This is a genomic window from Saliniradius amylolyticus, from assembly GCF_003143555.1.
In the GTDB taxonomy this organism is placed as follows: domain Bacteria; phylum Pseudomonadota; class Gammaproteobacteria; order Enterobacterales; family Alteromonadaceae; genus Saliniradius; species Saliniradius amylolyticus.
Genome location: NZ_CP029347.1, coordinates 346,584 through 368,948, shown reverse-complemented (window position 1 = coordinate 368,948; position 22,365 = coordinate 346,584). Strand labels below are relative to the sequence as shown.

At 53.8% G+C, this 22,365-nt stretch carries 25 protein-coding genes; 10 read left to right on the top strand and 15 right to left on the bottom strand.

Annotated elements, in window-relative coordinates; translation table 11 throughout:
- Positions 1-2: 2 nt before the first annotated feature.
- Complete coding sequence (locus tag HMF8227_RS01840; protein WP_109338560.1) at positions 3-794, bottom strand: substrate-binding periplasmic protein; 792 nt, start codon at positions 792-794, stop codon at positions 3-5.
- Positions 795-924: 130 nt separating this feature from the next.
- On the bottom strand, positions 925-1,515 hold the full coding sequence (locus HMF8227_RS01835) for a carboxymuconolactone decarboxylase family protein (protein WP_109338559.1): 591 nt from the start codon (positions 1,513-1,515) through the stop codon (positions 925-927).
- A gap of 129 nt (positions 1,516-1,644) precedes the next feature.
- Here HMF8227_RS01835 and HMF8227_RS01830 point away from each other — a divergent pair, with 129 nt between their 5' ends.
- The 3 genes from HMF8227_RS01830 to trmB are packed head-to-tail and all read left to right on the top strand — an operon-like array spanning position 1,645 to position 4,031.
- Positions 1,645-2,577: an ABC transporter ATP-binding protein gene (locus tag HMF8227_RS01830; RefSeq protein WP_109338558.1), complete on the top strand. Its 933-nt coding sequence runs from the start codon at positions 1,645-1,647 to the stop codon at positions 2,575-2,577.
- On the top strand, positions 2,578-3,348 hold the full coding sequence (locus tag HMF8227_RS01825) for an ABC transporter permease (RefSeq protein ID WP_109338557.1): 771 nt from the start codon (positions 2,578-2,580) through the stop codon (positions 3,346-3,348).
- Positions 3,348-4,031 (top strand): tRNA (guanine(46)-N(7))-methyltransferase TrmB, encoded by a 684-nt coding sequence (gene trmB / locus HMF8227_RS01820; RefSeq protein WP_109338556.1) that lies wholly within the window; start codon positions 3,348-3,350, stop codon positions 4,029-4,031. The genes HMF8227_RS01825 and trmB overlap by 1 nt, the downstream gene beginning before the upstream one ends.
- Here the strand turns inward: trmB and HMF8227_RS01815 are convergent.
- Positions 3,997-4,713 (bottom strand): EAL domain-containing protein, encoded by a 717-nt coding sequence (locus HMF8227_RS01815; protein WP_109338555.1) that lies wholly within the window; start codon positions 4,711-4,713, stop codon positions 3,997-3,999. The genes trmB and HMF8227_RS01815 overlap by 35 nt on opposite strands.
- A gap of 128 nt (positions 4,714-4,841) precedes the next feature.
- Between HMF8227_RS01815 and panP the strand changes: the two genes are divergently transcribed.
- Positions 4,842-6,410 (top strand): pyridoxal-dependent aspartate 1-decarboxylase PanP, encoded by a 1,569-nt coding sequence (gene panP, locus HMF8227_RS01810; protein WP_109338554.1) that lies wholly within the window; start codon positions 4,842-4,844, stop codon positions 6,408-6,410.
- On the opposite strand, the gene panC is transcribed toward panP, so the two are convergent.
- From panC to sfsA, 7 genes are all read right to left on the bottom strand, one after another.
- Positions 6,407-7,261: a pantoate--beta-alanine ligase gene (gene panC, locus HMF8227_RS01805; protein ID WP_109338553.1), complete on the bottom strand. Its 855-nt coding sequence runs from the start codon at positions 7,259-7,261 to the stop codon at positions 6,407-6,409. The genes panP and panC overlap by 4 nt on opposite strands.
- An 8-nt stretch (positions 7,262-7,269) precedes the next feature.
- Positions 7,270-8,064 carry a 3-methyl-2-oxobutanoate hydroxymethyltransferase gene (gene panB, locus HMF8227_RS01800; protein WP_109338552.1) on the bottom strand — a complete coding sequence of 265 codons (795 nt, stop codon included), beginning with the start codon at positions 8,062-8,064 and terminating at the stop codon, positions 7,270-7,272.
- A 36-nt stretch (positions 8,065-8,100) separates the two neighbouring features.
- Entirely contained in the window at positions 8,101-8,619 is a 519-nt protein-coding gene (gene folK, locus HMF8227_RS01795; protein ID WP_109338551.1) for a 2-amino-4-hydroxy-6-hydroxymethyldihydropteridine diphosphokinase, read from the bottom strand.
- Complete coding sequence (gene pcnB, locus HMF8227_RS01790) at positions 8,619-9,911, bottom strand: polynucleotide adenylyltransferase PcnB (RefSeq protein WP_109340979.1); 1,293 nt, start codon at positions 9,909-9,911, stop codon at positions 8,619-8,621. The genes folK and pcnB overlap by 1 nt, the downstream gene beginning before the upstream one ends.
- A 160-nt stretch (positions 9,912-10,071) precedes the next feature.
- A complete protein-coding gene (gene gluQRS, locus HMF8227_RS01785) occupies positions 10,072-10,968 on the bottom strand; it encodes a tRNA glutamyl-Q(34) synthetase GluQRS (RefSeq protein ID WP_109338550.1) in 897 nt (298 codons plus the stop codon).
- Positions 10,969-11,025: 57 nt separating this feature from the next.
- Positions 11,026-11,472 (bottom strand): RNA polymerase-binding protein DksA, encoded by a 447-nt coding sequence (gene dksA, locus HMF8227_RS01780; protein ID WP_109340978.1) that lies wholly within the window; start codon positions 11,470-11,472, stop codon positions 11,026-11,028.
- 284 nt (positions 11,473-11,756) lie between these two features.
- Positions 11,757-12,461 carry a DNA/RNA nuclease SfsA gene (gene sfsA, locus HMF8227_RS01775; RefSeq protein ID WP_109338549.1) on the bottom strand — a complete coding sequence of 235 codons (705 nt, stop codon included), beginning with the start codon at positions 12,459-12,461 and terminating at the stop codon, positions 11,757-11,759.
- Between the two features lie 123 nt (positions 12,462-12,584).
- On the opposite strand from sfsA, the gene pepB reads away from it, so the two are divergent.
- Entirely contained in the window at positions 12,585-13,874 is a 1,290-nt protein-coding gene (gene pepB, locus HMF8227_RS01770) for an aminopeptidase PepB (protein ID WP_109338548.1), read from the top strand.
- Positions 13,875-13,917: 43 nt separating this feature from the next.
- On the opposite strand, the gene HMF8227_RS01765 is transcribed toward pepB, so the two are convergent.
- Positions 13,918-14,100: a helix-turn-helix domain-containing protein gene (locus HMF8227_RS01765; RefSeq protein ID WP_109338547.1), complete on the bottom strand. Its 183-nt coding sequence runs from the start codon at positions 14,098-14,100 to the stop codon at positions 13,918-13,920.
- A gap of 196 nt (positions 14,101-14,296) precedes the next feature.
- Between HMF8227_RS01765 and HMF8227_RS01760 the strand changes: the two genes are divergently transcribed.
- On the top strand, positions 14,297-14,896 hold the full coding sequence (locus HMF8227_RS01760; protein ID WP_109338546.1) for a YhgN family NAAT transporter: 600 nt from the start codon (positions 14,297-14,299) through the stop codon (positions 14,894-14,896).
- The gene (locus tag HMF8227_RS01755; RefSeq protein ID WP_109338545.1) at positions 14,893-15,459 is read left to right on the top strand and encodes a YjaG family protein; all 567 of its coding nucleotides are present in this window, start codon (positions 14,893-14,895) and stop codon (positions 15,457-15,459) included. The genes HMF8227_RS01760 and HMF8227_RS01755 overlap by 4 nt, the downstream gene beginning before the upstream one ends.
- Before the next feature lie 16 nt (positions 15,460-15,475).
- Here HMF8227_RS01755 and rsmD read toward each other — a convergent pair whose 3' ends face one another.
- Positions 15,476-16,069 carry a 16S rRNA (guanine(966)-N(2))-methyltransferase RsmD gene (rsmD, locus tag HMF8227_RS01750; RefSeq protein WP_109338544.1) on the bottom strand — a complete coding sequence of 198 codons (594 nt, stop codon included), beginning with the start codon at positions 16,067-16,069 and terminating at the stop codon, positions 15,476-15,478.
- Between the two features lie 86 nt (positions 16,070-16,155).
- On the opposite strand from rsmD, the gene ftsY reads away from it, so the two are divergent.
- From ftsY to ftsX, 3 genes are read left to right on the top strand one after another with little or no spacing between them, the layout of a single operon-like run.
- On the top strand, positions 16,156-17,574 hold the full coding sequence (ftsY, locus tag HMF8227_RS01745) for a signal recognition particle-docking protein FtsY (RefSeq protein WP_109338543.1): 1,419 nt from the start codon (positions 16,156-16,158) through the stop codon (positions 17,572-17,574).
- A complete protein-coding gene (ftsE, locus tag HMF8227_RS01740) occupies positions 17,571-18,272 on the top strand; it encodes a cell division ATP-binding protein FtsE (RefSeq protein WP_109338542.1) in 702 nt (233 codons plus the stop codon). The genes ftsY and ftsE overlap by 4 nt, the downstream gene beginning before the upstream one ends.
- The gene (gene ftsX, locus HMF8227_RS01735; protein ID WP_109338541.1) at positions 18,256-19,236 is read left to right on the top strand and encodes a permease-like cell division protein FtsX; all 981 of its coding nucleotides are present in this window, start codon (positions 18,256-18,258) and stop codon (positions 19,234-19,236) included. The genes ftsE and ftsX overlap by 17 nt, the downstream gene beginning before the upstream one ends.
- 18 nt (positions 19,237-19,254) lie before the next feature.
- Here the strand turns inward: ftsX and HMF8227_RS01730 are convergent, their stop codons facing one another.
- The 3 genes from HMF8227_RS01730 to HMF8227_RS01720 form a co-directional block, all read right to left on the bottom strand.
- Entirely contained in the window at positions 19,255-20,490 is a 1,236-nt protein-coding gene (locus HMF8227_RS01730; RefSeq protein WP_109338540.1) for an EAL and HDOD domain-containing protein, read from the bottom strand.
- A gap of 62 nt (positions 20,491-20,552) precedes the next feature.
- The gene (locus tag HMF8227_RS01725) at positions 20,553-21,911 is read right to left on the bottom strand and encodes a sigma 54-interacting transcriptional regulator (RefSeq protein WP_109338539.1); all 1,359 of its coding nucleotides are present in this window, start codon (positions 21,909-21,911) and stop codon (positions 20,553-20,555) included.
- Positions 21,901-22,365 (bottom strand): hypothetical protein, encoded by a 465-nt coding sequence (locus HMF8227_RS01720; protein ID WP_109338538.1) that lies wholly within the window; start codon positions 22,363-22,365, stop codon positions 21,901-21,903. The genes HMF8227_RS01725 and HMF8227_RS01720 overlap by 11 nt, the downstream gene beginning before the upstream one ends.

Genomic DNA, 22,365 nt, shown 5'->3' with positions numbered 1-22,365 from the left:
GGTTAATAATCGCTGACCGATTGCGCCTCTCGCCAGTCTCTGAGGCCGTAATGACGCAAAATATCAGCCAGTTCACCAGAACGTCGCAGGGTCTGAGTCCCCTCGGCCAGCCACCGGGCATATTGTTCAGCCTCTGGCAGTTCTGGCGAAAAAGCAATATACACCTGCTGACGTTCGGCGTTGGAAATCACCTTCCCGACGTTTGCCAATGGCGGCTGTTGCCGGGACTTAAGGAAAAAGCCCAATACATTGGCATCTTCCACCAGCACATCAATTCGTCCGGCTTGCAGCATCTTGACGGCATCAGCCAGTGGTGACGATCCAAAGAATGCCTGTAAACGAGCCTGACCGTTCGGGTTGGCGATGTACCTGTCCAACGCTGGCCCGTAACTGTACCCATCGGTATAACCCAGAACTCGATCATTCAGGGACGGCGGACCGAGATAATTAAAAGAGCGCTCCGGCAGAGTCCAGAGGGCGTTTTGCATCCAGCCCTGCTCTATGCCCGGATAAATCAGCGTCGGTGCCTCTACCCTGGCGGCACCCACTGCCGCATCAAACTGGCCCTGTTCGACACCATGCAAAGCCCGGGACCAGGGCACCAGATAATAATTCACTGCAATATCGTGCTTTGCAAAAACCCGCTGGGCGATCTCGATCATAAACCCCGGGTGTTGTTCGGTGGGCGCACAGTTGTAGGGACACCACTTATCGGCTACCAGGGATAATGTCTCGGCATTCGAAATCTGAATCCCCCACAGCAAACCAGTCAACAAAATCAGTTTTTTAACCACAGAAGGTACCTCAGGTCATTACCGTCGTCCCTGATACCTCAATCAGACAGCTTTAACGCCGTTCTCATAACTGTATGCCGGTTTGATAAGATTTGCCAAAGTCCGTAAGTTCAGCATTAAGGCTGGGAAATTACCGGTGCTTTCCGCCTGTCCAGCCTCCCCGGTTGAGCACCTTATCGCCTAACTGGGCTGGCGCCTCCTCCAGGTCGGTGGCCATCGAGTCATTCCAGCGGTTTAAGAAGCCGTACAGGCAGATCGCCGCGAGAATTTCCACAATCTGGGTATCGCTCCAGTATTGCTTTAGCCGACGCACAACCGCTTCATCCACTCCGTTGGGTACCTGGCCCGCGGCAAGCGCATAATTCAGAGCGGCGCGCTCTGCCTCGGTATACAGCTCACTGGTTTGATACTCCCACACCGCCTCAATCTTTTCTTCGCTGATACCATGTAGTCCTGCTGCGATCAGAGAGTGCGCTTCACAATACTGGCAACCGGCGGCCCTGCTGGCAAAATGGGCCAGAAGCCGTTTAAAGCCTGGGGCCACCTCACCGTCTTCGGCCATTACGGCCTTTGTCAGCACACCGAATCCCTTCACGATGTTGGGCTTACGCTGCATGGTCAACAGGCTGTTTGGGACAAAGCCCAGGATACGCTCGAAGATGGCAAAGTCATCGGCCAATTGTGGGCTGGTGTCTTTCGGAAGCGGGGTTAAATGAGCCATAAGCACCCTGTTAATAAAGTGTTAATTCCCCATCTAGCCTAACGCGATTCTTGGCTCTGGCAAAGGCAGGCTTGAAAAACCATGCGTTTGGCCCAACCATAGGGCTACTTTTTGGCGACGGAAGCAGGCATGAGTGCACTCAGCATCAAGCAATTAACCAAAACCTATAAGGGCGGCGTCGAGGCCCTCAAGGGCATCGACCTGGAGGTCAAGCAAGGCGACTTCTTTGCCTTACTCGGCCCCAATGGCGCGGGCAAGTCGACCACCATTGGCATTATTGCCAGTTTGGTGAACAAGAGTAGCGGCGAGGTGACGATCTACGGTGACAATCTGGATACCCATAAGGTGGCCGCTAAGTCTCACATTGGCCTGGTGCCACAGGAGTTTAACTTTAACCAGTTTGAAACCCTGCAACAGATCGTAGTCAATCAGGCCGGTTATTATGGCGTACCCCGCGATCTGGCCAAGCAACGCGCCGAAAAATACCTGAAACAACTGGATCTATGGGAAAAGCGTAACCAACCGGCCCGCTCCCTGTCCGGGGGCATGAAGCGCCGCCTTATGATCGCCCGGGCACTGATGCACGAACCCAAGATGCTGATCCTCGATGAGCCCACCGCCGGCGTTGATATCGAAATCCGCCGTTCCATGTGGCAGTTCTTGCGGGAGATTAACGCCCAGGGCATCACCATCATACTCACCACCCATTATCTGGAAGAGGCAGAGATGCTGTGCCGCAACATCGCCATTATCGATAAGGGGCGCATCATCGAAAATACCACCATCAAAGGCCTGCTCGCCGAGCTGAACATGGAAACCTTTATCATGGATCTTAAGCCGGACAGCCCGGAGCCCACTCTGAAGGGGTTCGAATATCGAATCCTCGATGACCACAGTATCGAAGTGGATGTGCCCAAAGATGCTGGCCTGAACAAGGTCTTCAGTCAGCTCACCGAGCAGAACATTCAGGTGCTCAGCATGAGAAACAAGGCCAACCGACTGGAAGAGCTCTTTGTGCGTCTGGTGGAAGACGGCCGTAACCAACAACAGGAGAGCGCTTAGATGAACAGCCTGAGTTTTACCGCCCTGCGCACCCTCTGGATAAAAGAGTGCACCCGTTTTCTGCGTATCTGGGTGCAAACCCTGGTGCCACCGGCTATTACCATGAGCCTGTATTTTATTATTTTCGGTAACCTGATTGGCGAGCGCATCGGCCCCATGGACGGCTTCAGCTATATGGAGTTTATCGTACCCGGGCTTATCATGATGGCGGTAATTACCAACTCCTATTCCAATGTGTCGTCATCGTTTTTCAGTGCCAAATTCCAGCGCAATGTGGAAGAGCTACTAGTGGCACCGGTTTCTAATTGGATCATCATCTTTGGCTATGTTGGCGGTGGCATGGCGCGTGCAATACTGGTTGGCATTATGGTGACGCTGGTGTCGCTGCTTTTTGTGGACCTTCAGGTACATAATCCGCTGATGTTGGTCGTGACCCTGATTCTCACCTCCAGCCTGTTTGCTGCCGCCGGCCTGGTGAACGCGGTTTTCGCCAAGACCTTCGACGACATTTCCATGGTCCCCACCTTTGTATTGACCCCGCTGACCTATCTTGGCGGGGTGTTTTACTCTTTAAGCCTGCTGCCGGAGGTATGGCAGATCGTCAGTAAGGCCAACCCCATCGTCTACATGGTCAATGGCTTTCGCTACGGGTTTCTGGGCGTATCCGATGTTGGAATATGGACCTCCATCGGCGTACTTATCGTATTTAACCTTTTGGTATTTGGCACCGCCTACCGGCTGATCCAACGTGGTGTGGGGATCCGCAGCTAATGAGTGACGGTAACTCCCGCAGCGTGCAGTCCAATCAGACGGGACTGCACGAAAACCTGGACAAGGTAGTACGTAAGCACTTACAACACCCCAGCAGAAAGCCGGTCAGCGAGCATACACAGCTGGCTTTTGAACAGGCTCAGCAGTGGCTCGGCGACTGGCAAGGGCCGCTGATTCTGGATTCCTGCTGTGGTGTGGGCGAGAGCACCGCAGTAATCGCCGCCAGTCATCCCGACGCTAAGGTGATTGGCGTGGATAAGTCGGCGCTGCGCACCGGCCGCCATAGCAAAGCCTATCAGGGGGATACCGATAACTATCTGGTGTTAAGAGCGGATCTCAATGACTTTTGGCGCCTGGCTCATCAGGCCGGTTGGCAACTGAGCCACCATTATCTGCTTTACCCGAATCCCTGGCCCAAATCCATGCATCTAAAGCGCCGCTGGCACGGCTCGGCCGCCTTCGCCGACCTGCTGAAACTGGGAGGCAAGCTGACCCTGCGCAGTAACTGGAAGCTCTATTTGGAAGAATTTTCCCGGGCGCTGGCAATCGCCGGCTATGAATCCAGGCTCTGTGAGTGCGATCACGCCAGACCGGCCATCACGCCTTTCGAGCGCAAATACCGTGGCAGCGGTCAGAGCACCTGGGAACTTAACTGTCTGATGGATTCGCCTGTGGCAGGCTGAAATAAAAACCCTGACCATAATGAAAGCCTAGTTCCTCGACGGTTTCCAGTGTCAGCGCATCTTCTATATGCTCGGCCACAGCTATCATCCCCATCCAATGGGCCTGGTCCAGCAACTTCTTGACGCGCGCTTGCCGCCCTTCATCGATCACCAGTTGACGAATCAATCGACCATCGAACTTAACCCCACTAACGGGCAATTCCAAAAGGCTCTCATGCTCATCATGGACACCAAAATGATCCAGCATTATTCCAACTTTCAACGACTGCAGTTGAGCCAATAGCTCCGTCAGTTGTGGCAAACACTCACTGGCTAAATCGGCGCTTACCTCCAGCTGTACCCGTCCGGGATTCGGATAGTCCGCCAGCACTTCTTCAAGAAAAGGCAGCAGGTGGGGCTGCTGAATATCCTCTTTGGCCAGGTTGATACTGAATGGCACACTATGACGACGGAAAAACTCGGCGCTGCGCAAGAACACATGACGCGTCAGTTCAGAGGTATTATCCTGTTGCTCCACCAGTGAGAGAAAGTCACTGGGCAGGAAGAGGTTGTCATTATCATCCAACAGACGGGCCAGGCACTCATAACTCCAAACGTTATCGGTGTTTAAATCCATAATCGGCTGAAAATAAGGCACAATCCTCTGCGTATCGAATTCTACTGCAACTGGCTGGATTGGCATGACGTCCCCCACTGTTCATCTCAGCCCCACTATAGCAGCAGATGGCCTCAAATACGCCCTCTTTGCCCTGTTATACACCTGTGAAATAAGGTAAAGTCCCTCGCGAATATGCGTGAAGGGGCATCGTAGTGACCAGAGCCGAAGCCAGTCTGGCCCATTTATATAAAGTCTTTACCAAGCCAGAGGGCAATGACTCCAGATTGTTACAGATCGAACAACATCTGTCCGATAATCTGGCCGATTTTCTGTCTCGCCATGTGGTTGCCAGCAACACCTCCCTGGAAGACATTGAGCATCACTTTGACGACGCCGCCCTTCCCGAGCACCCACAATTTGTCTCTGAACACGCCGAACACCTATTAGAAAAGCTGGTGTCCAACTCGGTCAACACCTACTCACCCCGCTTTATCGGCCATATGACCTCGGCACTGCCCTACTTTCACCTGTCGCTGGCCAAGCTTTTGGTAGGACTGAACCAGAATCTGGTCAAGATCGAAACCTCCAAGGCTTTTACCCCCCTGGAGCGCCAGGTATTAGGCATGATGCATCAGTTGGTGTATGAACAAAACGACGAGTTTTATGCTCAGTACCTGCATAGCGCCCGACATTCGCTTGGCGCTTTTTGCAGTGGCGGCACCATTGCAAATATCTCCGCACTTTGGGTAGCCCGTAATACGCTACTAAAGGCCGACACTGAGTTTAGGGGGGTACAGCGTGATGGGCTGGCCGCCGGGCTACAACACTATGGTTACAAGAAGCTAGCGGTGCTAACCTCTCAGCGCGGCCACTATTCACTGCGAAAGGCCATGGATGTGCTGGGCTTAGGCCGGGAGCAACTCATCGCCTTACCCTGCCCGGATCAAACGCTGGATGCCGAGGCAGTGCGCCAGAAGGGGAGAGAGCTCCAGGAACAGGGTATTAAGGTCATGGCCATTGTGGGCATTGCAGGTACGACTGAAACCGGCCACGTTGACCCTCTGGCCGAGCTTGCCGAGGTCGCCACCGAATTACACTGCCATTTCCATGTGGATGCCGCCTGGGGCGGGGCCACCTTATTTTCACGCAACCATGCCCACTTGCTCAACGGCATCAAGCTTGCCGACTCGGTCACGTTGGATGCCCACAAGCAAATGTACGTCCCCATGGGCGCGGGCATGGTGGTGTTTAAAGACCCTCAGGCCAGTAATGCGGTGCGCCACCACGCCCAGTATATCTTGCGAGAAGGTTCCAAAGATTTGGGGGCCACCAGCCTCGAAGGCAGCCGTAATGGCATGGCTATGATGCTGTATGCCTCACTGCATATTTTTGGTCGTGAGGGCTATCAGTTATTGATTGACCAGAGTATCGACAAGGCTCGCCGTTTCGCGGTAATGATTGAAGACCACCCGGACTTCGAGCTAACCACTTCACCCCACCTATGTCTGTTGACCTATCGTATCAGGCCCGCCGCATTCCAGTCGCCGGATAATGAAAAGCTGGATATGCTCAACAAGGCAGTACAGAAGCAGCAGCGGGAGGCAGGCAACTCCTTTGTGTCCCGTACCAGGCTGGAAACAAAGGATTACCCTGAGACGCCCATCACCGTGTTTAGGGTGGTACTCGCTAATCCACTGACCACCGACGAGGACTTGCACGCCATTCTGGATGAGCAGGCGCAGCTGGCCCGTGCTCATAAGATCTGGACAGAGCTAAGCTAGTCTTCCAGATCCACCCGGATATTGTCGATCAGTCGCGCCTTACCTAAGAAGGCCGCGATCAGAATAACCAACTGTTCGTCTTCGTGACTGGGATGCAGCAGGCTGTCGGCAGCGCGTATCTCAATGTAGTCAGGGCTGAAGCCCGCTTCCACCAACTTTTGCTTATACTCGCTGATGATTTTGCTGTAGTCCCGCCGGCCCAGGTGGATGAGGTCGGCCATTTCTCTAAGCAGCTTATACAGTCGGGGCGCCATTTCCCGTTCTTCGGTGGTGAGGTAATTATTGCGCGAGCTCATGGCCAACCCGTCCGCTTCACGCACTGTGGGCACGCCATGAACGGTCAGATTCATGGACAGGTCGGTAACCATGGCCTTGACGATCTGCAGCTGCTGGTAGTCTTTTTCGCCAAAGAAAGCATGGTTGGGCTGCACCATATTAAACAGCTTACAGACGATAGTGGTCATTCCCCTGAAATGACCCGGCCGACTCGCGCCACAAATCATGTAGGAGATGCCCGGCACCTCTACAAAGGTCTGCTGCTCCAGTCCTCTTGGGTAGATGTCATGCACCGACGGCGTAAAGACCACATCCACGCCCAATGACTCCAACGCCGCCAGATCATGTTCCAGAGTTCGGGGGTACGAAGCCAGATCTTCATCGGGACCAAACTGCAAGGGGTTAACGAAGATAGATGCCACCACAATGTCGCACTTCTGCTTGGCCTCTTTGACTAGCTTTAAGTGACCATGGTGGAGGTTACCCATGGTCGGCACAAAGCCAATCGTCTTACCCTCAACTTGCCAGCGCCGACGGGCCTCCCGTAGAGTCAGAATCTGGTCGATAACCTGCATAATAAACCTCAGTTAAAGCTTTGCTCGTCAGTGGGGAAGGCCCCGCTTTTAACTTCATCCACAAACATGGCTACGGCCTTGCGGATATCGCCGGTTTCCGCCAGGTAGTTCTTGGAAAACTTAGGAATGTAATTGGCACTGATGCCGAACATATCGTGCATCACCAAAACCTGGCCGTCAGTGTCTTTACCGGCACCAATACCGATCACAGGAATAGACAGCGCCTCTGTCACAGCCTTGGCAAGATCACTGGGAACACATTCCAGCACCAACATTTGAGCACCGGCCTCCTCGAGCGCCTTGGCATCGGCCAGCAATTGCTCGGCTTGCTCCGACTCACGGGCCTGAACTTTAAAGCCACCAAACTTGTGCACCGACTGCGGGGTTAGCCCCAGGTGGGCACAAACCGGAATGCCACGATCCACCAGACCACGGACAGACTCGACCAGCCATTGGCCGCCTTCCAGCTTGACCATCGAGGCACCTGCCGCCATTAAGCTGGCGGCACTGGCATAACTTTGTTCAGTAGTGGCGTAAGACATAAACGGCATATCGGCGACCACAAAGGCGCGTTCGGTACCTTTGCGTACCGCCCGGGTATGATAAGCAATATCTTCGACAGTCACCGGTAGGGTATCGTCATGGCCTTGCAGCACCATCCCCAATGAGTCCCCAATCAGGAAAACTTCCACACCCTGCTCATCGAACAGCTTGGCAAAACTGGCATCATAAGCAGTCAGAACGCTGATTTTCTCGCCCTGTTGCTTCATGGTATTCAGTGTTGAGACGGTGATTTTTTTCATACAGGCTCCTTCGCCCCGGCAAGAAAATGGGGCTAACTATACCGATTCAGTAACGAATTGCCACACCTCGGCCCGGGGACAAAGCACCCGTAGTCCCATCTTGGGACACCGGTGAGCCACGTCGGCTAATGCCTGCCCATCGGGCAGCTGTAATTCGGGGGCGATTTCCATCAGAGGATGAACCACAAACTCCCTGTCCTGCATGCCATAGTGAGGGACAATCAGTTCCGGACTTTTTATCACCTGCTGTCCATACAACAAAATATCCAAGTCTAGGGTCCGTGCCCCCCAGCGCTCATCTTTGCGCACCCGCCCTTGCTGCCATTCGATGTCTTGCAACGCCCTGAGAAGCATTAGCGGGTCGAGTTTGGACTGCAGACAGGCCACGGCATTCACATAGTCGGGTTGGTCTTGCGGGCCCATGGGCAAGCTGGTGTATAGGGAGGAGGTGTCCACCAGCCTCATGTCCGGGTGCTGGGCCAGGGTATTAAACGCCGTTAGTAGCTGCTGTTTGGGCGCGTCCAGATTACTGCCCAGGCCAATGTAGATGTCCATCACGAATCAGACTTGGCCTTCTTAGGGCCACGACGTCGACCGCCGCGTCGTGCCTTGCCACCTCGATTGAGCTTAGCCACCATCTTACGACGAACTTCATGGCTAACGTCCTGAAATTCGGTCCACCACTGAGCCAACTCGATCAGTTCACCGCCTTCCACTTCACTGCGCAGTAACAAAAAGTCATAAGCGGCGCGGAATTTCGGATGCTCCAGCATCTGATAAGGACGCTTACCGAATCGTTTCCCCAATCGATGCTGCATCTGCCAGATATCACGCATAGGCAGGCTAAAACGCTTGGGAATGGCGATGCGCTGCTGCTGGCGGTGCAATACATCGTTAATCGCCAGATTGAAGGCATCATGGGCGTTAAAACCACCCTCTACCTGATGCTGCTGGGAACGCTCTTCCAATGGGTACCAGAGCATGGCGGCATACAAAAACGCTGGCGTAATCCGCTTGCCGCTGTTTAACCGTTCATCGGTATTCTCCAGCATTTTGACAACAAACTGGTTCTCCTTGCTGTCTGGCTGCTTGATCAGAGGCTGCAGTTGCGGGAACAGTGGCTCAAACAAGCGATATTCTTTAAGAAGTTGGTAGGTACTTACACCATTCCCAGAAGCCAGTAGCTTGAGCACCTCGTCAAATAACCGGGCTGGCGGCACGCTGTTGATCAAAGAGGCCAACTTGGGAATAACCCGTCCGGCCTCGTCGCTGATATCCATGCTCAGCTTAGCGGCAAAACGTACCGCTCTTAACATGCGCACCGGATCTTCGCGATAACGTGTTTCAGGGTCACCAATCAGTTCGATGCGACGCTGCTGGATGGACTGCATCCCCTGCGCAAAGTCAGTCACCGAAAAATCGGCAATGTTGTAATACATGGCATTGATGGTGAAGTCACGGCGCTGAGCGTCTTCTTCGATGGAGCCAAATACATTATCTCTGAGCAACATGCCTTCATCACTCTGGCGGCTCAGGTGTTGAGTATTTTCACTGGGTTCATGGTGACCGCGGAACGTAGCCACTTCGATCACATCACGGCCGAACACGATATGCGCCAATCGGAAGCGACGCCCGATCAGCCGGCAATTACGAAACAGCTTCTTGATCTCTTCCGGTGTGGCATTGGTGACCACATCGAAGTCTTTAGGTTTGAGACCGAGTAACAAATCTCTGACACAACCGCCCACCAGATAGGCGTCGTAACCGGCGTTATGTAACCGGTACAGCACCTTTAAGGCGTTGTCACTGATATCATTGCGGCTGATATTATGCTCTTGCCGAGGAATTACCACAGGCCGTAGTTCCCCCTGTCCAATCTCGGTTTTTTCTGAGCCTAAGGCTTGTTTGACCTTGTTAAACACCCGGGTAATGATGACAGATTCTCCTGCGGTCGGTTGATGTCGAAAAATGGGCGCTAATCATATAACAGCTGGGCCTAAATGAGAATCAGGATGGCGTCCCCTCATAAGGCTTTTCCCTGAGCTTTGGCACCAGAGCCAGCTCCCACTGAGTGACCGCCCAGTCAAGCAGCGACGCTGGCTGTTCAAAGGCTCTGAGCTTATCGCCATCAAAGCCCAAAAACACCATGGCCTGACGTAAGTTTTGCAAGGCGTGTTTATTCTCTAACGCTGGTGCATGATTTTGCTTGCTGAGCTTAAAGCCGGGCTCAGTCACCGCCACGGGCAGGTGCAAATAGGCAGGGGTCTTGGCCCCCAATGCCTGATAAAGTGCCATCTGGCAACAGGTGGTTTCCAGCAAATCCGCCCCCCGAACGATTTCAGTCACGCCCTGGCGCAGATCGTCCACCACCACCGCTAAGTGATAGGCATAAAAGCCATCTTTGCGCCTTAAGATAAAATCCTCGCCACTGACGTTGCCATCGGCTATCACCTGTCCCAGGTTGATATCGTTGAACTCTGTTACCGGTTGAGTATTCATAAGCCGGAGCGAGCAGTTCTCCCCGCTTAAACCCTTGTCCCGGCACGTACCCGGGTAATGACCACCGGCAGCGCGAATCTGAGCGCGGGAGCACTGGCAAAAATAGGTACGCCCGGTTTGATCCAGCGCAGCCAGAGCCGCATCGTAATAAGGGCTGTGCTGACTCTGATAGCTTACCTCGCCGTCCCAGTTAAGCCCGTGAGCCTGAAGCGTTTCCAGTATCCCTTCTGCGGCACCGGGCATTTCGCGGGGTGGGTCGATGTCTTCGATGCGCAACAGCCACTGGCCTCGCTGCTGACGAGCACGCAAGTAACTGCCCAAAGCAGCAATCAAAGAGCCAAAGTGCAAGGGGCCGGAAGGCGATGGCGCAAAACGGCCGATATAAGGTGAGAATGATGTTGTCATGGACCAGAAAGCACAAAAGCCGCCGACGGCAGCTTTTGCGGGAAGTCGCTCGGCAGGTTAGCCTTGCATCTGCTTCTCTTTGATTTCGGCCATAGACTTACAGTCAACACACAGGTCTGCCGTTGGTCGGGCCTCAAGACGGCGCACGCCAATCTCAATGCCACAGGAATCACAGAAGCCAAAATCGTCTTCTTCAATACGTCTTAACGTCTTCTCAATCTTCTTGATCAGCTTTCGCTCACGGTCACGGGTACGCAGTTCCAGGCTGAACTCTTCTTCCTGAGCGGCACGGTCAACCGGGTCAGGGAAATTGGCCGCCTCATCTTTCATGTGGTGAACGGTGCGATCTACTTCCATGCGAAGTTGCTCACGCCAGGCCCGTAACAGCTTGCGAAAATGTTCAAGCTGCCCCTCACTCATGTACTCCTCGCCGTCTTTGGCCTCATACGGGTCCAAGCCAGCAAGCGCTAATAAACCAAGCGTTTTCGATTTTTCAGTTGGCATCAGCCACATCTCCTACACAGCTAATTTGGGGGCAAGTCGCCTAAGCGGGCTATCTATAGCAGAATCCTATTCCCCAGGCAATATTATTTCTCCAGAATAAAACCTGCCCAAACCTTAGGGGCGCAATAGTGGGGGCGGGTTAAAAAATATCAAGCGCCCAAGTGCCGATATATTGGCGTAGAAGAGTGTTTTTCGCAGCCCCTGTGCGGCCAGAAAGCCGCAGAGAAGCCCCCATGGGTGGGTTCACGGCGGGTCTGAGGAAAGCACTGGTTGCACCAGCTGATCTATACGTTCACCGGCACAGGCTGGTTCAGTACCACAGCTTCCGGGCTGAAGTCACAGCCATAGGCCAGCACCTCTACTCCCTGCTCCAAAGCCTGATAAAAAAGCCTGGCGTACGCCGGATCCAGATGTTCCGCCACTTTTACCGAGCTAATCCCACTGTGCTGAACACAGAAAAACAATACCGCGCGCTGTCCGGCCTGCACCACCGAGATCAACTCCTCCAGATGTTTCTGGCCACGGGTAGTAACGGTGTCAGGGAAATAACCCTGTGTCTCATCCAGCAACGTCACTGATTTTACTTCCACCACACAGCGGGGCCTTTGCTCAGACTCCAGAACCAGATCGGCGCGGCTGTTTTGCTCTCCGTAGCGTACCTCGCTGCGCTGACGCTCATAACCGGCCAGTTCCGGTATCCGCCCTTCGGTCACCGCTTCCGCCACCAATTTGTTGGCACTGTGAGTATTGATGCCAATCCAGTCACCCTGAGGGTTCTGTGCCAGTTGCCAACTGTAAGCCAGCTTGCGCTTGGGGTTATCAGAATAGGATAAATATACCGGGTAGTCGGGCCACAGACAGGCCGTCATGGCGCCGGTGTTTGCGCAGTGGGCGGTGACCTGCTCGCCATTCTCCAAACGCACATCGGCTAAAAATCGTTTGTAGCGCTTAATTAACTTGCCGCGTATCAGAGGGGGATCAAACTTCATAACTTGAGGGACTCACTGCAACTGCTTAGACTATGACACCATAGACGCCGCTTGTAACGCCCCTACCAGGGCTTTAAAGACGGGCGTTTCCGTTCATTCTACCTGCAATTACAGGAGCAAACCATGTCTCATATTCAGGTGCGCCTGAGCCAAGATCCAGCCCCCAAGGGCTGGTCCGAAAAAGGCCCCTTATCCTTTGATCAACAGGGTGCACACATCCATATCGGTCACCTGGATTCCAGCGATGCGCTGCGAGCCATCCGCAAGGCCGCGCGAATGCTGGATTCCACTGGCGTCGCCAAAGCCGCCTTATCCGATAGCTGGAGCTTCGAGCAGCAATGGGCGTTCGCCAGCAGCTTTAGCTCACCGAAGAAGCAAGATGCTGTTCAATGGGCCGACGACGGCAACAGTGAGCGCTTACAACAACATTTCGATGCCTTGCGGTTCACCCGCAACCTGATCAACCGCAGTCCGGAAGACATTTCCCCAGAGGTTTTGGCCGAAGAAGCCAGTAACTGGCTCCGTCAATTAGGCGGCGAGCGCGTCCAAACCCGGGTGACCAAGGGCGAGGCGCTGAAAGAAGCCGGTTGGATCGGAATTTATGAGGTAGGCCGGGGCAGCGAACGTCCGCCAGTTCTACTCGAAGTGGACTATAACCCAACCGGTGATGATAAGGCGCCCGTTGCCACCGCTTTAGTGGGCAAAGGCATTACCTTCGATAGCGGTGGCTACAGCATCAAAGGCAGCGAAGGGATGTTGTCCATGAAATGTGACATGGGCGGTGCTGCCACCGTCACCGGTGCAATGGGTCTGGCCATTATGCAGGGGCTGAATAAACGGGTGAAGCTGTTCTTGTGCTGTGCCGAAAACCTGATAAGCGGTCACGCCTACAAGCTGGGCGATATTTTGACCTATAAAAACGGTGTTACGGTGGAAGTAGTCAATACCGACGCCGAAGGCCGCCTGGTACTGGCCGATGGCTTGATGGCCGCCGGTGAGTCCGGTGCTCGGACCATCATCGACGCCGCTACCCTGACCGGCGCGGCCATGGTCGCTGTGGGCACGGAGTACAACGCCTTGTTTGGTCTGGATAAGGAATTACAACAGCAGATTCTGGGGTATGCACAGCAAGAAGCCGAGCCGACCTGGCCATTGCCGCTGGAGCGCTGGCATCAGGACAACTGCCCCTCACCCTATGCTGATACCGCTAACAGCCGACCTATGAAAGGCGGCGGTGCAGGGGGAGCTTCCAATGCAGCGGGGTTCTTGTCGCGCTTTGTGCCTAACGATGGTAAAGGCTGGGCCCATATTGACTTAGCCTCCGCCTTTAATAGCAGTGCCACTTCGCTGATGCCTGCCGGTGCCAGTGGTCAGGGCATTCGCACCATCGCCCGCGCCTTGCTGGAGAACTAATCAGAGCTCCGTAAAATTGGCGTTTTAACCTTTGCTGAGCGGACTAGATACCCCCAATGCGCTCGGCAAAGGTTTTATATTTTTCCACATCTTCTTTTTCAAACAGCGGCTTGCCGTCGGCGTCTTTATCCTTGGCAATCAGCAAGCTCTCCCGCTCCAGTCGCTCGACACGTACTTCCTGAATTCCTAAGTAATTGGCTACTTCCGCTACCGACATCAAACTCATGACTTTCTCTCAAAGTAGATAAGAAGGCTAATCATGCTACCAATAGCACTGAATTTTCAAGTTTATCTGCAAAGAATCTGCTTATTCTGTCCTTATCAAAAAAGCTTAACCTCTGCCTTACTGAAATCGGCGTTCAATATTCACCGGCAAATTGGGTTAAACTAGTCAGCACCTTGGCTAACTTAATGACATTACTATGGAAACCTGGTCCGCTGCCGTCACTCTAATCTTTATTATGGACCCATTGGGCAACCTTCCCATTTTTATGTCCACACTAAAGTCCATCGAACCAAAGCGTCGTCGACTGATCATCATCCGTGAGCTACTGTTCTCACTGGGGCTGATGATGTTGTTTCTCTTCAGCGGTCAGGCCGTGCTGGACTTTATCAGCGTTAAGCAGGAAACCGTCAGTATTGCGGGGGGCATTATTTTATTCTTGATCGCCTTACGGATGATCTTCCCTGCCCCTAAGACGAAAGCGCCTGATGAGCAAGCCAACCAACCGGAGCCCTTTCTGGTGCCTCTGGCCATTCCACTAATCGCTGGCCCCTCGCTGCTGGCGACTTTGATTCTGTTATCCAATCAGGATCCCAGCCGGATGTTCGACTGGACTATTGCGGCCTTTGTAGCCTGGGGTGTCACTGCCGTGATCCTGCTGTTCTCGGGAATGTTCCATCGCCTGTTAGGTGAGCGAGGTTTAATTGCAGTAGAGCGCCTGATGGGTATGATCCTGGTCATGATTGCCATCCAGATGCTACTGGACGGCGTAGCCAGCTATCTGGAGATAACCCCGTGAAACTGAATATTTTTCAACGCGTACGCGAACTTGAGCATTGGCAGGCTGTTGCCTTTGGCGCCACTTTGCTGGAACGCTCCCTGCCGAATTACGAGCTGTTCTGCGAGTTGACCGATAGCGGCGACCCCAAGCTGTGCCGTAATGTTCTGGACAGCATCTGGGGCTGGCTGGCGAATCCCAAGAGTAAGATCAATCTGGCCCTGCAACAGGAAAAGGTGGATGCGGTTATTCCAGAGGTGGGCGAACACGATAACTTTGGGGTATATCCCGCCATCGACGCCGGTATGTCCCTGTCGGCGCTGTTAGCGTTGATGTCAGGCGAAGACCCTCAGGGTGCGGTGGTGATAAGCAAACTTTCCCAAGGCTCTGTTGATGCTTTCATTCAGGCTACCGAACCCGAGCTCGAGGAAGTGAAAGAACACCCCCTGATGCAATGGGAGATCGAGTTTCAAAGCGAACTGCTGGATGAACTGGCCGAGGCCAAACGCGGCTCAGAATGCAACAAGCGGTTGCGTCAGTTGGCCACCGAAGAAGGCATCACCAACATCGGTATTGAGCTATAAGGTTTAACCCAACCAATTACGGCTCGACCTGACGCTGAAACAAACGGTAGACCACCTGCCCCGCCTGCTTTTGCTTTAACAACTGCCAGTGCTCGGGCCAGTCTAAGTTCAGGTCCTGTTCGCTTTCCACATAAATAAGCGCCTCGGGGCTCAACCATTGATGTTGGTCTAGAGCTTCAATAGCCGTTGGTAGTAAGTTTCGCTCAAAAGGCGGGTCTAAGAAAACTAGGTCGAAAGGCTGTTCTTTGCCTTGCAAATAACTGAGCAAGTCGGTCTGTCTCACCTGTGCCTGCTCAGGAGACAGCTTCAGCGTTTGACAATTTTTCTGTATCTGCATGGCGGCCGCCTTATGCTTTTCCACGAACACCACTTGGGCGGCATGACGGGACAAGGCTTCGAGCCCCAGGCTACCACTACCGGCGAAGCCATCCAGACAGCGGCTGTCGGCCAGATAAGGCGCCAGCCAGTTAAACAGCGTTTCCTTATTGCGGTCTGTGGTGGGTCTTAAGCCCTCATGGTCAAGTACCGGCAGCTTACGCCCCCGCCACTGCCCCGAGATAATGCGAATCTGCCCACCGGCCTTACGCCTGTTTTTATTGCCGAACTTCATTTAGCTTTTCAAGAGATGCTATGATGATGCCAGTTTACTGGGCATTGCCTGATAACCCAAAAATTTTCCAAAGGATTCGAGCCCTTATGTCTAAGTTATTCGGCTGGTTTGGCAAGAAAAAAAACGATAAAAAAGACAACACGACTCCCGTAGAGCCGGAATCGCCCTCAAAAGACGAGCCCCAGAGCGATGCCTCACAAAGCGACGCTTCATGGTCGCCAGAAACGCTGGGCGAACCATCTCCTATGCCATCCGAGTCTGAAGCTGATTCGGTCAGTCACCATTTAGACACGCCACCAAAGTCTGAACCATCAGATAACGACGACCCCGTTAATCCTCACACCATCGCCGAACCGTCTCCTATGCCATCGGAGGCCGAAGCTCACTCTGTCGATCATCAGGTCAGTGGCGATGAAGAGCAGACTCAAGCCGACGATGAACCGGCAGCTAAAGAGCAACAGCCCGAACACCATAAGGCCTTCAACCCTCACACGCTGGGAGAGCCTTCTCCGATGCCCTCCGAGTCAGAAGCGGAAGAGGCTGAACACTTGCAGCCGGAACCCGAAGAAGGCAACAAGCTGGGATTTTTTAGTCGCCTCAAGCAGCGCCTTTCCAAAACCAGTGCCAACCTGGGTGGCGGTTTAGTCAGCCTGTTTAAAGGCAAGAAGATTGACGATGAGCTTTTCGAAGAACTGGAAACACAGCTTCTGGTGGCCGATGTGGGCATTAACACCACCACCAAGATTATCGATGAGTTAACCGACAAGGCCGATCGGGCCCAATTAAAGGATGGCGAAGCCCTCTACCAACAGCTCAAACAACAGCTGACTGAGATGCTGACCGATGTTAGTCAACCGCTGAATACCGATACTCAGGAAGGCCCTTTCGTGATCCTGATGGTGGGTGTAAACGGTGTTGGCAAAACCACCACCATCGGCAAACTGGCTAAACAATTCCGACAGCAAGGTAAGAGCGTGATGCTGGCCGCCGGTGATACCTTCCGGGCCGCCGCCGTCGAACAACTGCAAACCTGGGGTGAAAGAAATGAAATCCCGGTCATTGCTCAGCACACGGGGGCAGATTCTGCCTCAGTAATCTATGACGCTCTGGAAGCGGCCAAGGCCCGCGGCACCGATATTGTGATTGCCGACACCGCCGGACGTCTGCAAAACAAAGCCAACCTGATGGCAGAGCTGGAAAAAATCGTACGAGTGATGCGTAAGCTGGATGCCAATGCGCCCCACGAAATCATGCTGGCATTGGACGCCACCACCGGCCAGAACGCACTCAGTCAAACCAAGCTGTTCAATGAGGCCGTGGGCCTGACTGGTCTCTGTGTGACTAAGCTGGATGGCACCGCCAAAGGGGGCGTACTGTTTGCGCTGGCCGACCAGTTTGGGATCCCCATTCGCTACATCGGTATTGGTGAAAGCATCGATGACTTACGCCCCTTCGATGGTGAGCAGTTTGTTGAGGCCTTATTCAGTGAGTCCTCCGAATCATGATCCGATTCGACAAGGTCAGTAAAACCTACCCCGGGGGGCAGCAAGCGCTGCGCCAGGTGAACTTTCATATCGCCCCGGGGGAAATGGCCTTTTTAACCGGACACTCCGGGGCCGGTAAAAGCACGCTGCTTAAGTTAATCAGCCTGATGGAACGGCCTACGGTCGGTCAGGTGCTGATCAACGGCCATGATCTGAATAAGATCAATAACCGCCAGATACCCTATATTCGTCGTGATATCGGCATGATTTTCCAAAGCCACCAGCTGCTGATGGACCGCAGTGTGTTCGACAACGTGGCACTGCCACTGGTGATTGAGGGCTATTCCCACAAAGAAATCAATAAGAAGGTAAAAACGGCGCTGGAGATGGTTGGACTGTCGGACAAAATTCGCAGCTATCCGGTCACGCTCTCTGGCGGCGAACAACAGCGCGTGGGCATCGCCCGGGCCGTTGTTAACAAGCCGCCATTGCTATTGGCGGACGAGCCTACGGGCAACCTGGATCCCAAACTATCCATGGAGATCATAAAATTATTTGAAGAGTTTAACCGGGCCGGTGTAGCGGTACTGATCGCCACCCACGACCTGGGCCTGATTGCTCGCATGCGCTATCGCACCCTGACACTCAAACAGGGCCAGATGATCACCGACGGACTCAGCGAAGACTGGCAGGAGGCGCCCGATGAGCCTGCTATTTAAAGGCCGCCAGCACGGCGCCAGACGCGCCAGCATTCCGTTCTATCAACGCATCGGCATGTTTTTTGTCAGCCACGTACGCCAGGCGCTTTCCAGTTTGGGCGAGCTGTATCGCAATTTGGCAGCATCACTGATGACCATTGCCGTACTGGGGCTCAGCATCACCCTGCCCAGTACTCTGTATATCATGCTGGAAAATACCGAACAGGTCAGTGCCGGCTGGGAGCAGGCTTCTGAAATCTCACTGTTTTTACAACCGCAGATGCAACAAGGCGACGTTCAGCAGCTAATGACCCGACTGAAGCTCTGGCCTGAAATCGACCAGCTCGAGCACATTGATAAGGGGCAGGCACTGGAAGAGTTTAAGCGCTTGTCCGAATTCGGTGATGCCCTGAACTATCTCGACAACAATCCTCTTCCCCATGTCATCCTGGTCACGCCCACTAGTAAACACAGCTCGCCCACTGCGGCCGGCAAACTGCTCAACAAACTCAAGAAACAGCGCGAGGTGGATGTGGGTCAGTTGGATATCCAATGGCTGGAGCGTCTGCACGGACTGGTGAATGTGGCCACCGAGTTGGTTACCCTGATTGCCGTTTTACTGTTTCTGGCGGTAGTCTTGATCATCGGCAATACCATTCGCCTGAACATTCTCAATAAGCGGGATGAAATCCTGGTCATGAAGCTGGTCGGGGCCACCGACGCCTTTATCCAGCGCCCTTTCCTGTACACCGGCTTCTGGTATGGGCTGCTGGGTGGCCTGATGGCCTGGCTGACCGTGGCACTGTTACTGTGGTGGGTCAGCGATAGTATCGATAATGTGGCCAGCCTCTATAGTACTCAGTTCACGCTTACCGGCCTGGATGGCAGCGCTTTGCTGACTATGTTGGGCTTGTCGGTGGGTTTAGGCCTGGCGGGCTCTTTTATCTCGGTAAAAAAACACATCCGTCTTATCGAACCCAGATAGCGGCAGGCCCCGGAAGAGTCAGGCCGGACGGGGCTCAGCCAGACTGATATTCATGGCATCGCCCCACTCTAAAGCCTGACGGTAAAACTGACTGATCGGCTGCTCGGTCACATCCAGCCGCTGGGCGATTTCGCCCACCTTCTGCCACTCAGCGCGCTCCATGGCCTCAATCAGCGCCAGATAGGCGTAAAGCTTGCCTTCACCACACAGGGCCTGTCGGATCTCTTCTGCCAGGGGCAGCTTATCCACCACGTATTGCATCGGCTGGTCCAGTAAGGCATCCAGTGTTGAAAACAACCCCAGTAAAAAGCCTGCCGGCGGATCACCTTTGTCACCGCGGTCACGCGCGAGCAACTCACAGAACTTAGCCCGGATCAGCGCCACATGAGTTAACTCTGCGGGCTTATCAGTGTTAATCGCCGCCATTACCATCATGCCGATAAACTTCTTAAGCTCAATCTGCCCCAGAAAATTCAGGGCATGGCGCAGGGACGTAATCGGCTGGCTTTTATAGAGCAATGGGTTGTTAATAAATCTGAGTAACCGGTATGACAGGGCCACATCGTTTTCCATCAGAGCATTAACCTTTGCCAGATTTAAATCAGCCGCGTTGGCTTCGGCGGTCAGTTCCAGCAGGGACAGTCGGGATAAGGCCAGTTGAGGGCGCTTAACCATCTGAGGTCGGGCAAAGAAAAAGCCCTGGAAATAATCAAAGCCCAAGTCTTTGCACTGCTCAAACTCCTGCTGTGTTTCGACCCGTTCGGCCAGTAATTTCACGCCGGCTTCGCGGAACGGCGTCAGGTTTTTCTGCACCTCGTCCAGACCGTGGGCCATCAGATCCACCTTCACCAGATCCACAAATGGGAGAAACTCACCCCACTGTGAATCAAAGTCATGATCGTCCAGGGCCAGTCGATAGCCCATTTTTTTAAGCTCGCGACAGACGTCCAGCAAGGCCTTACTGGGCGGCACCGTTTCGAGAATTTCAATAACGACTTGCGAGGGTTCGAGGATCTTAGGCAGCCCTTGAAGTAATGCCTGTTCGTGGAAATTGATAAAGGCGCGCTTGCCACCAATGAGCTCATCAAAACCGTGACTCAGATACTGTTCTGCTAATAGCTTGGTGGTCGCAATGTCAGGGCCGATATCGGGAAAAGCGTTATGCTCACCGTCCCGATAGAGAAGTTCATAACCGTGCAGCCGTTGCTGCCGATCCAATATCGCTTGCCTTGCCACATAACTGTGATTGTCCATGGCTCTTCCCCGCCTTTAACACAAGACGGCCAGTCTAGCATAAATTATTCGTGGGGAAGCAGTTATCGGAATGACCCCGGGTTGAGATGATGCCGCTCCAGTAACTTATAAAAATCGGTACGGTTACGCCCCGCGATGCGCGAGGCCTGAGTCACGTTGCCTCCTGTGGCCCTGAGCAAATCAGCTAAGTAACGACGCTCGAACGTGTCCCTGGCCTCAGCAAAGGAGGGCAACGCCCCGTCACTGCGCTCTCGCAAGGCTTTTTGCACCAGTTCGGCCGGGATCACTGGCGACGTCGCCAGAGCCACCGTTTGTTCGACCACATTCTGCAACTGGCGAACATTGCCCGGCCAGGGAGCCGAAATCAGGGTTTCCATGGCATCATCGGCGTACCCGGTGACCTTCTTACGGCCACGGGAAACGATATCTTGTAAGAAGTGATTCACCAGCAGCGGTATGTCCTCGCGTCGCTCGGCCAATGGCGGTAAACGTAATTCCACTACATTCAGGCGGTAGTAGAGGTCTTCACGAAACTCTCCCTGCGCCACCGCTTGCTCCAGGTCCTTATGCGTGGCACTAATCACCCGGACATCGACTGGCACCGCCTGAGTCGCACCGACCGGTCGTACTTCCCGCTCCTGTAAGGCTCGCAATAACTTAACCTGAAAGCTCAGTGGCATATCGCCGATTTCATCCAGAAACAGGGTGCCACCATCGGCGGACTGGAACAGGCCCTGATGGGCTTTATTGGCGCCGGTAAACGCCCCCTTGGCGTGACCAAACAATTCCGACTCTATGAGAGATTCAGGAATGGCAGCACAGTTGACCGGCACAAAGGGACCGTCATGACGCAGGCTGGCATTGTGAATGGCCTTGGCAAGCAGCTCTTTACCGGTACCACTTTGGCTGTTAATCAGCAAACTGACATCGGAGTCTGCCACCTGTCTGGCCTGAAGTAGCAATTCCTCCATCTTGCTGCTGTGACTGATGATCCCCTTGCGCCAGTCGTCATCGGAGGGCGAAGGCTGCTCCACGCTGTTGCTGGGGTGCAGGCGAATGGCATCATTCACCGTACTAAGCAGCGTCTGACTGTCGAAGGGTTTGGTGAGATACGAGAACACGCCTTTTTTAGTCGCCTCGATAGCATCGGGAATACTGCCATGAGCGGTCAGAATAATGACCGGTAATGCCGGAAAGCGAGCCCGGATGGCGTCGAACAGTGCCATACCATCCATACCTTCCATACGCAGATCGCTGATCACCAGATCCGGCCGGATGCCTTCCATTTGGCCCAGCGCTTGTTTGCCATTCGACGCCTGATGCACCTGAAAACCGGCACCGCTCAGACGCATACTGATTAGCTTTAAAAGAGAAGGGTCGTCATCGACCACCAAAATGTGCTGCTGAGTATTATCCGTCATCCGTCGTGTTGTCTCTGCTTTGGATATGGGTTTCAATCTCTTTAAGCTGATGCAATAACTGCTCCAGTTCGGCATTACGCTGCCACAGTTCTTGGTTGTCTGCCGCTTTTTCCATCATCTGATGATGCAAATTCATCAATAACATCATCATGCCTGTTTTGGGCGCTTCCGACTGCTTCCAGCGATACAATAAAGCCGTTAATGCTGGCTTACCAACCACCTCAATATCGGCGACCACCCGGGTCAGAATTTGTTGTTCTAGTGACAGGTCGGTGCGCTGGGCCTCCTCGGCCAGTTGCTGCGACGAAAGCCCTTTGAGATAAAGGTAATAATCGCTCGGCGCAGGGGCGTCGACCGACAGTCCGGAGCCAGCTTCTGGTGACGACTGCGGCAACAGGCTACAACCGCTTTGTAGCATTACCAACAGCATTAATCCGATTCGCCACAACATCAT

Coding starts and splice junctions, on each gene's coding strand:
- HMF8227_RS01730 (WP_109338540.1), bottom strand. CDS start 20,490: ATGGACAATCACAGTTATGTGGCAAGGCAAGCGATATTGGATCGGCAG.
- HMF8227_RS01720 (WP_109338538.1), bottom strand. CDS start 22,365: ATGATGTTGTGGCGAATCGGATTAATGCTGTTGGTAATGCTACAAAGC.
- HMF8227_RS01725 (WP_109338539.1), bottom strand. CDS start 21,911: ATGACGGATAATACTCAGCAGCACATTTTGGTGGTCGATGACGACCCT.
- pepB (WP_109338548.1), top strand. CDS start 12,585: ATGTCTCATATTCAGGTGCGCCTGAGCCAAGATCCAGCCCCCAAGGGC.
- folK (WP_109338551.1), bottom strand. CDS start 8,619: ATGGACATCTACATTGGCCTGGGCAGTAATCTGGACGCGCCCAAACAG.
- panC (WP_109338553.1), bottom strand. CDS start 7,261: ATGCAGGTTATCGACCAGATTCTGACTCTACGGGAGGCCCGTCGGCGC.
- HMF8227_RS01825 (WP_109338557.1), top strand. CDS start 2,578: ATGAACAGCCTGAGTTTTACCGCCCTGCGCACCCTCTGGATAAAAGAG.
- ftsE (WP_109338542.1), top strand. CDS start 17,571: ATGATCCGATTCGACAAGGTCAGTAAAACCTACCCCGGGGGGCAGCAA.
- HMF8227_RS01760 (WP_109338546.1), top strand. CDS start 14,297: ATGGAAACCTGGTCCGCTGCCGTCACTCTAATCTTTATTATGGACCCA.
- HMF8227_RS01835 (WP_109338559.1), bottom strand. CDS start 1,515: ATGGCTCATTTAACCCCGCTTCCGAAAGACACCAGCCCACAATTGGCC.
- HMF8227_RS01830 (WP_109338558.1), top strand. CDS start 1,645: ATGAGTGCACTCAGCATCAAGCAATTAACCAAAACCTATAAGGGCGGC.
- panB (WP_109338552.1), bottom strand. CDS start 8,064: ATGAAAAAAATCACCGTCTCAACACTGAATACCATGAAGCAACAGGGC.
- HMF8227_RS01765 (WP_109338547.1), bottom strand. CDS start 14,100: ATGAGTTTGATGTCGGTAGCGGAAGTAGCCAATTACTTAGGAATTCAG.
- rsmD (WP_109338544.1), bottom strand. CDS start 16,069: ATGAAGTTCGGCAATAAAAACAGGCGTAAGGCCGGTGGGCAGATTCGC.
- dksA (WP_109340978.1), bottom strand. CDS start 11,472: ATGCCAACTGAAAAATCGAAAACGCTTGGTTTATTAGCGCTTGCTGGC.
- HMF8227_RS01815 (WP_109338555.1), bottom strand. CDS start 4,713: ATGCCAATCCAGCCAGTTGCAGTAGAATTCGATACGCAGAGGATTGTG.
- ftsX (WP_109338541.1), top strand. CDS start 18,256: ATGAGCCTGCTATTTAAAGGCCGCCAGCACGGCGCCAGACGCGCCAGC.
- sfsA (WP_109338549.1), bottom strand. CDS start 12,461: ATGAAGTTTGATCCCCCTCTGATACGCGGCAAGTTAATTAAGCGCTAC.
- gluQRS (WP_109338550.1), bottom strand. CDS start 10,968: ATGACAACATCATTCTCACCTTATATCGGCCGTTTTGCGCCATCGCCT.
- trmB (WP_109338556.1), top strand. CDS start 3,348: ATGAGTGACGGTAACTCCCGCAGCGTGCAGTCCAATCAGACGGGACTG.
- ftsY (WP_109338543.1), top strand. CDS start 16,156: ATGTCTAAGTTATTCGGCTGGTTTGGCAAGAAAAAAAACGATAAAAAA.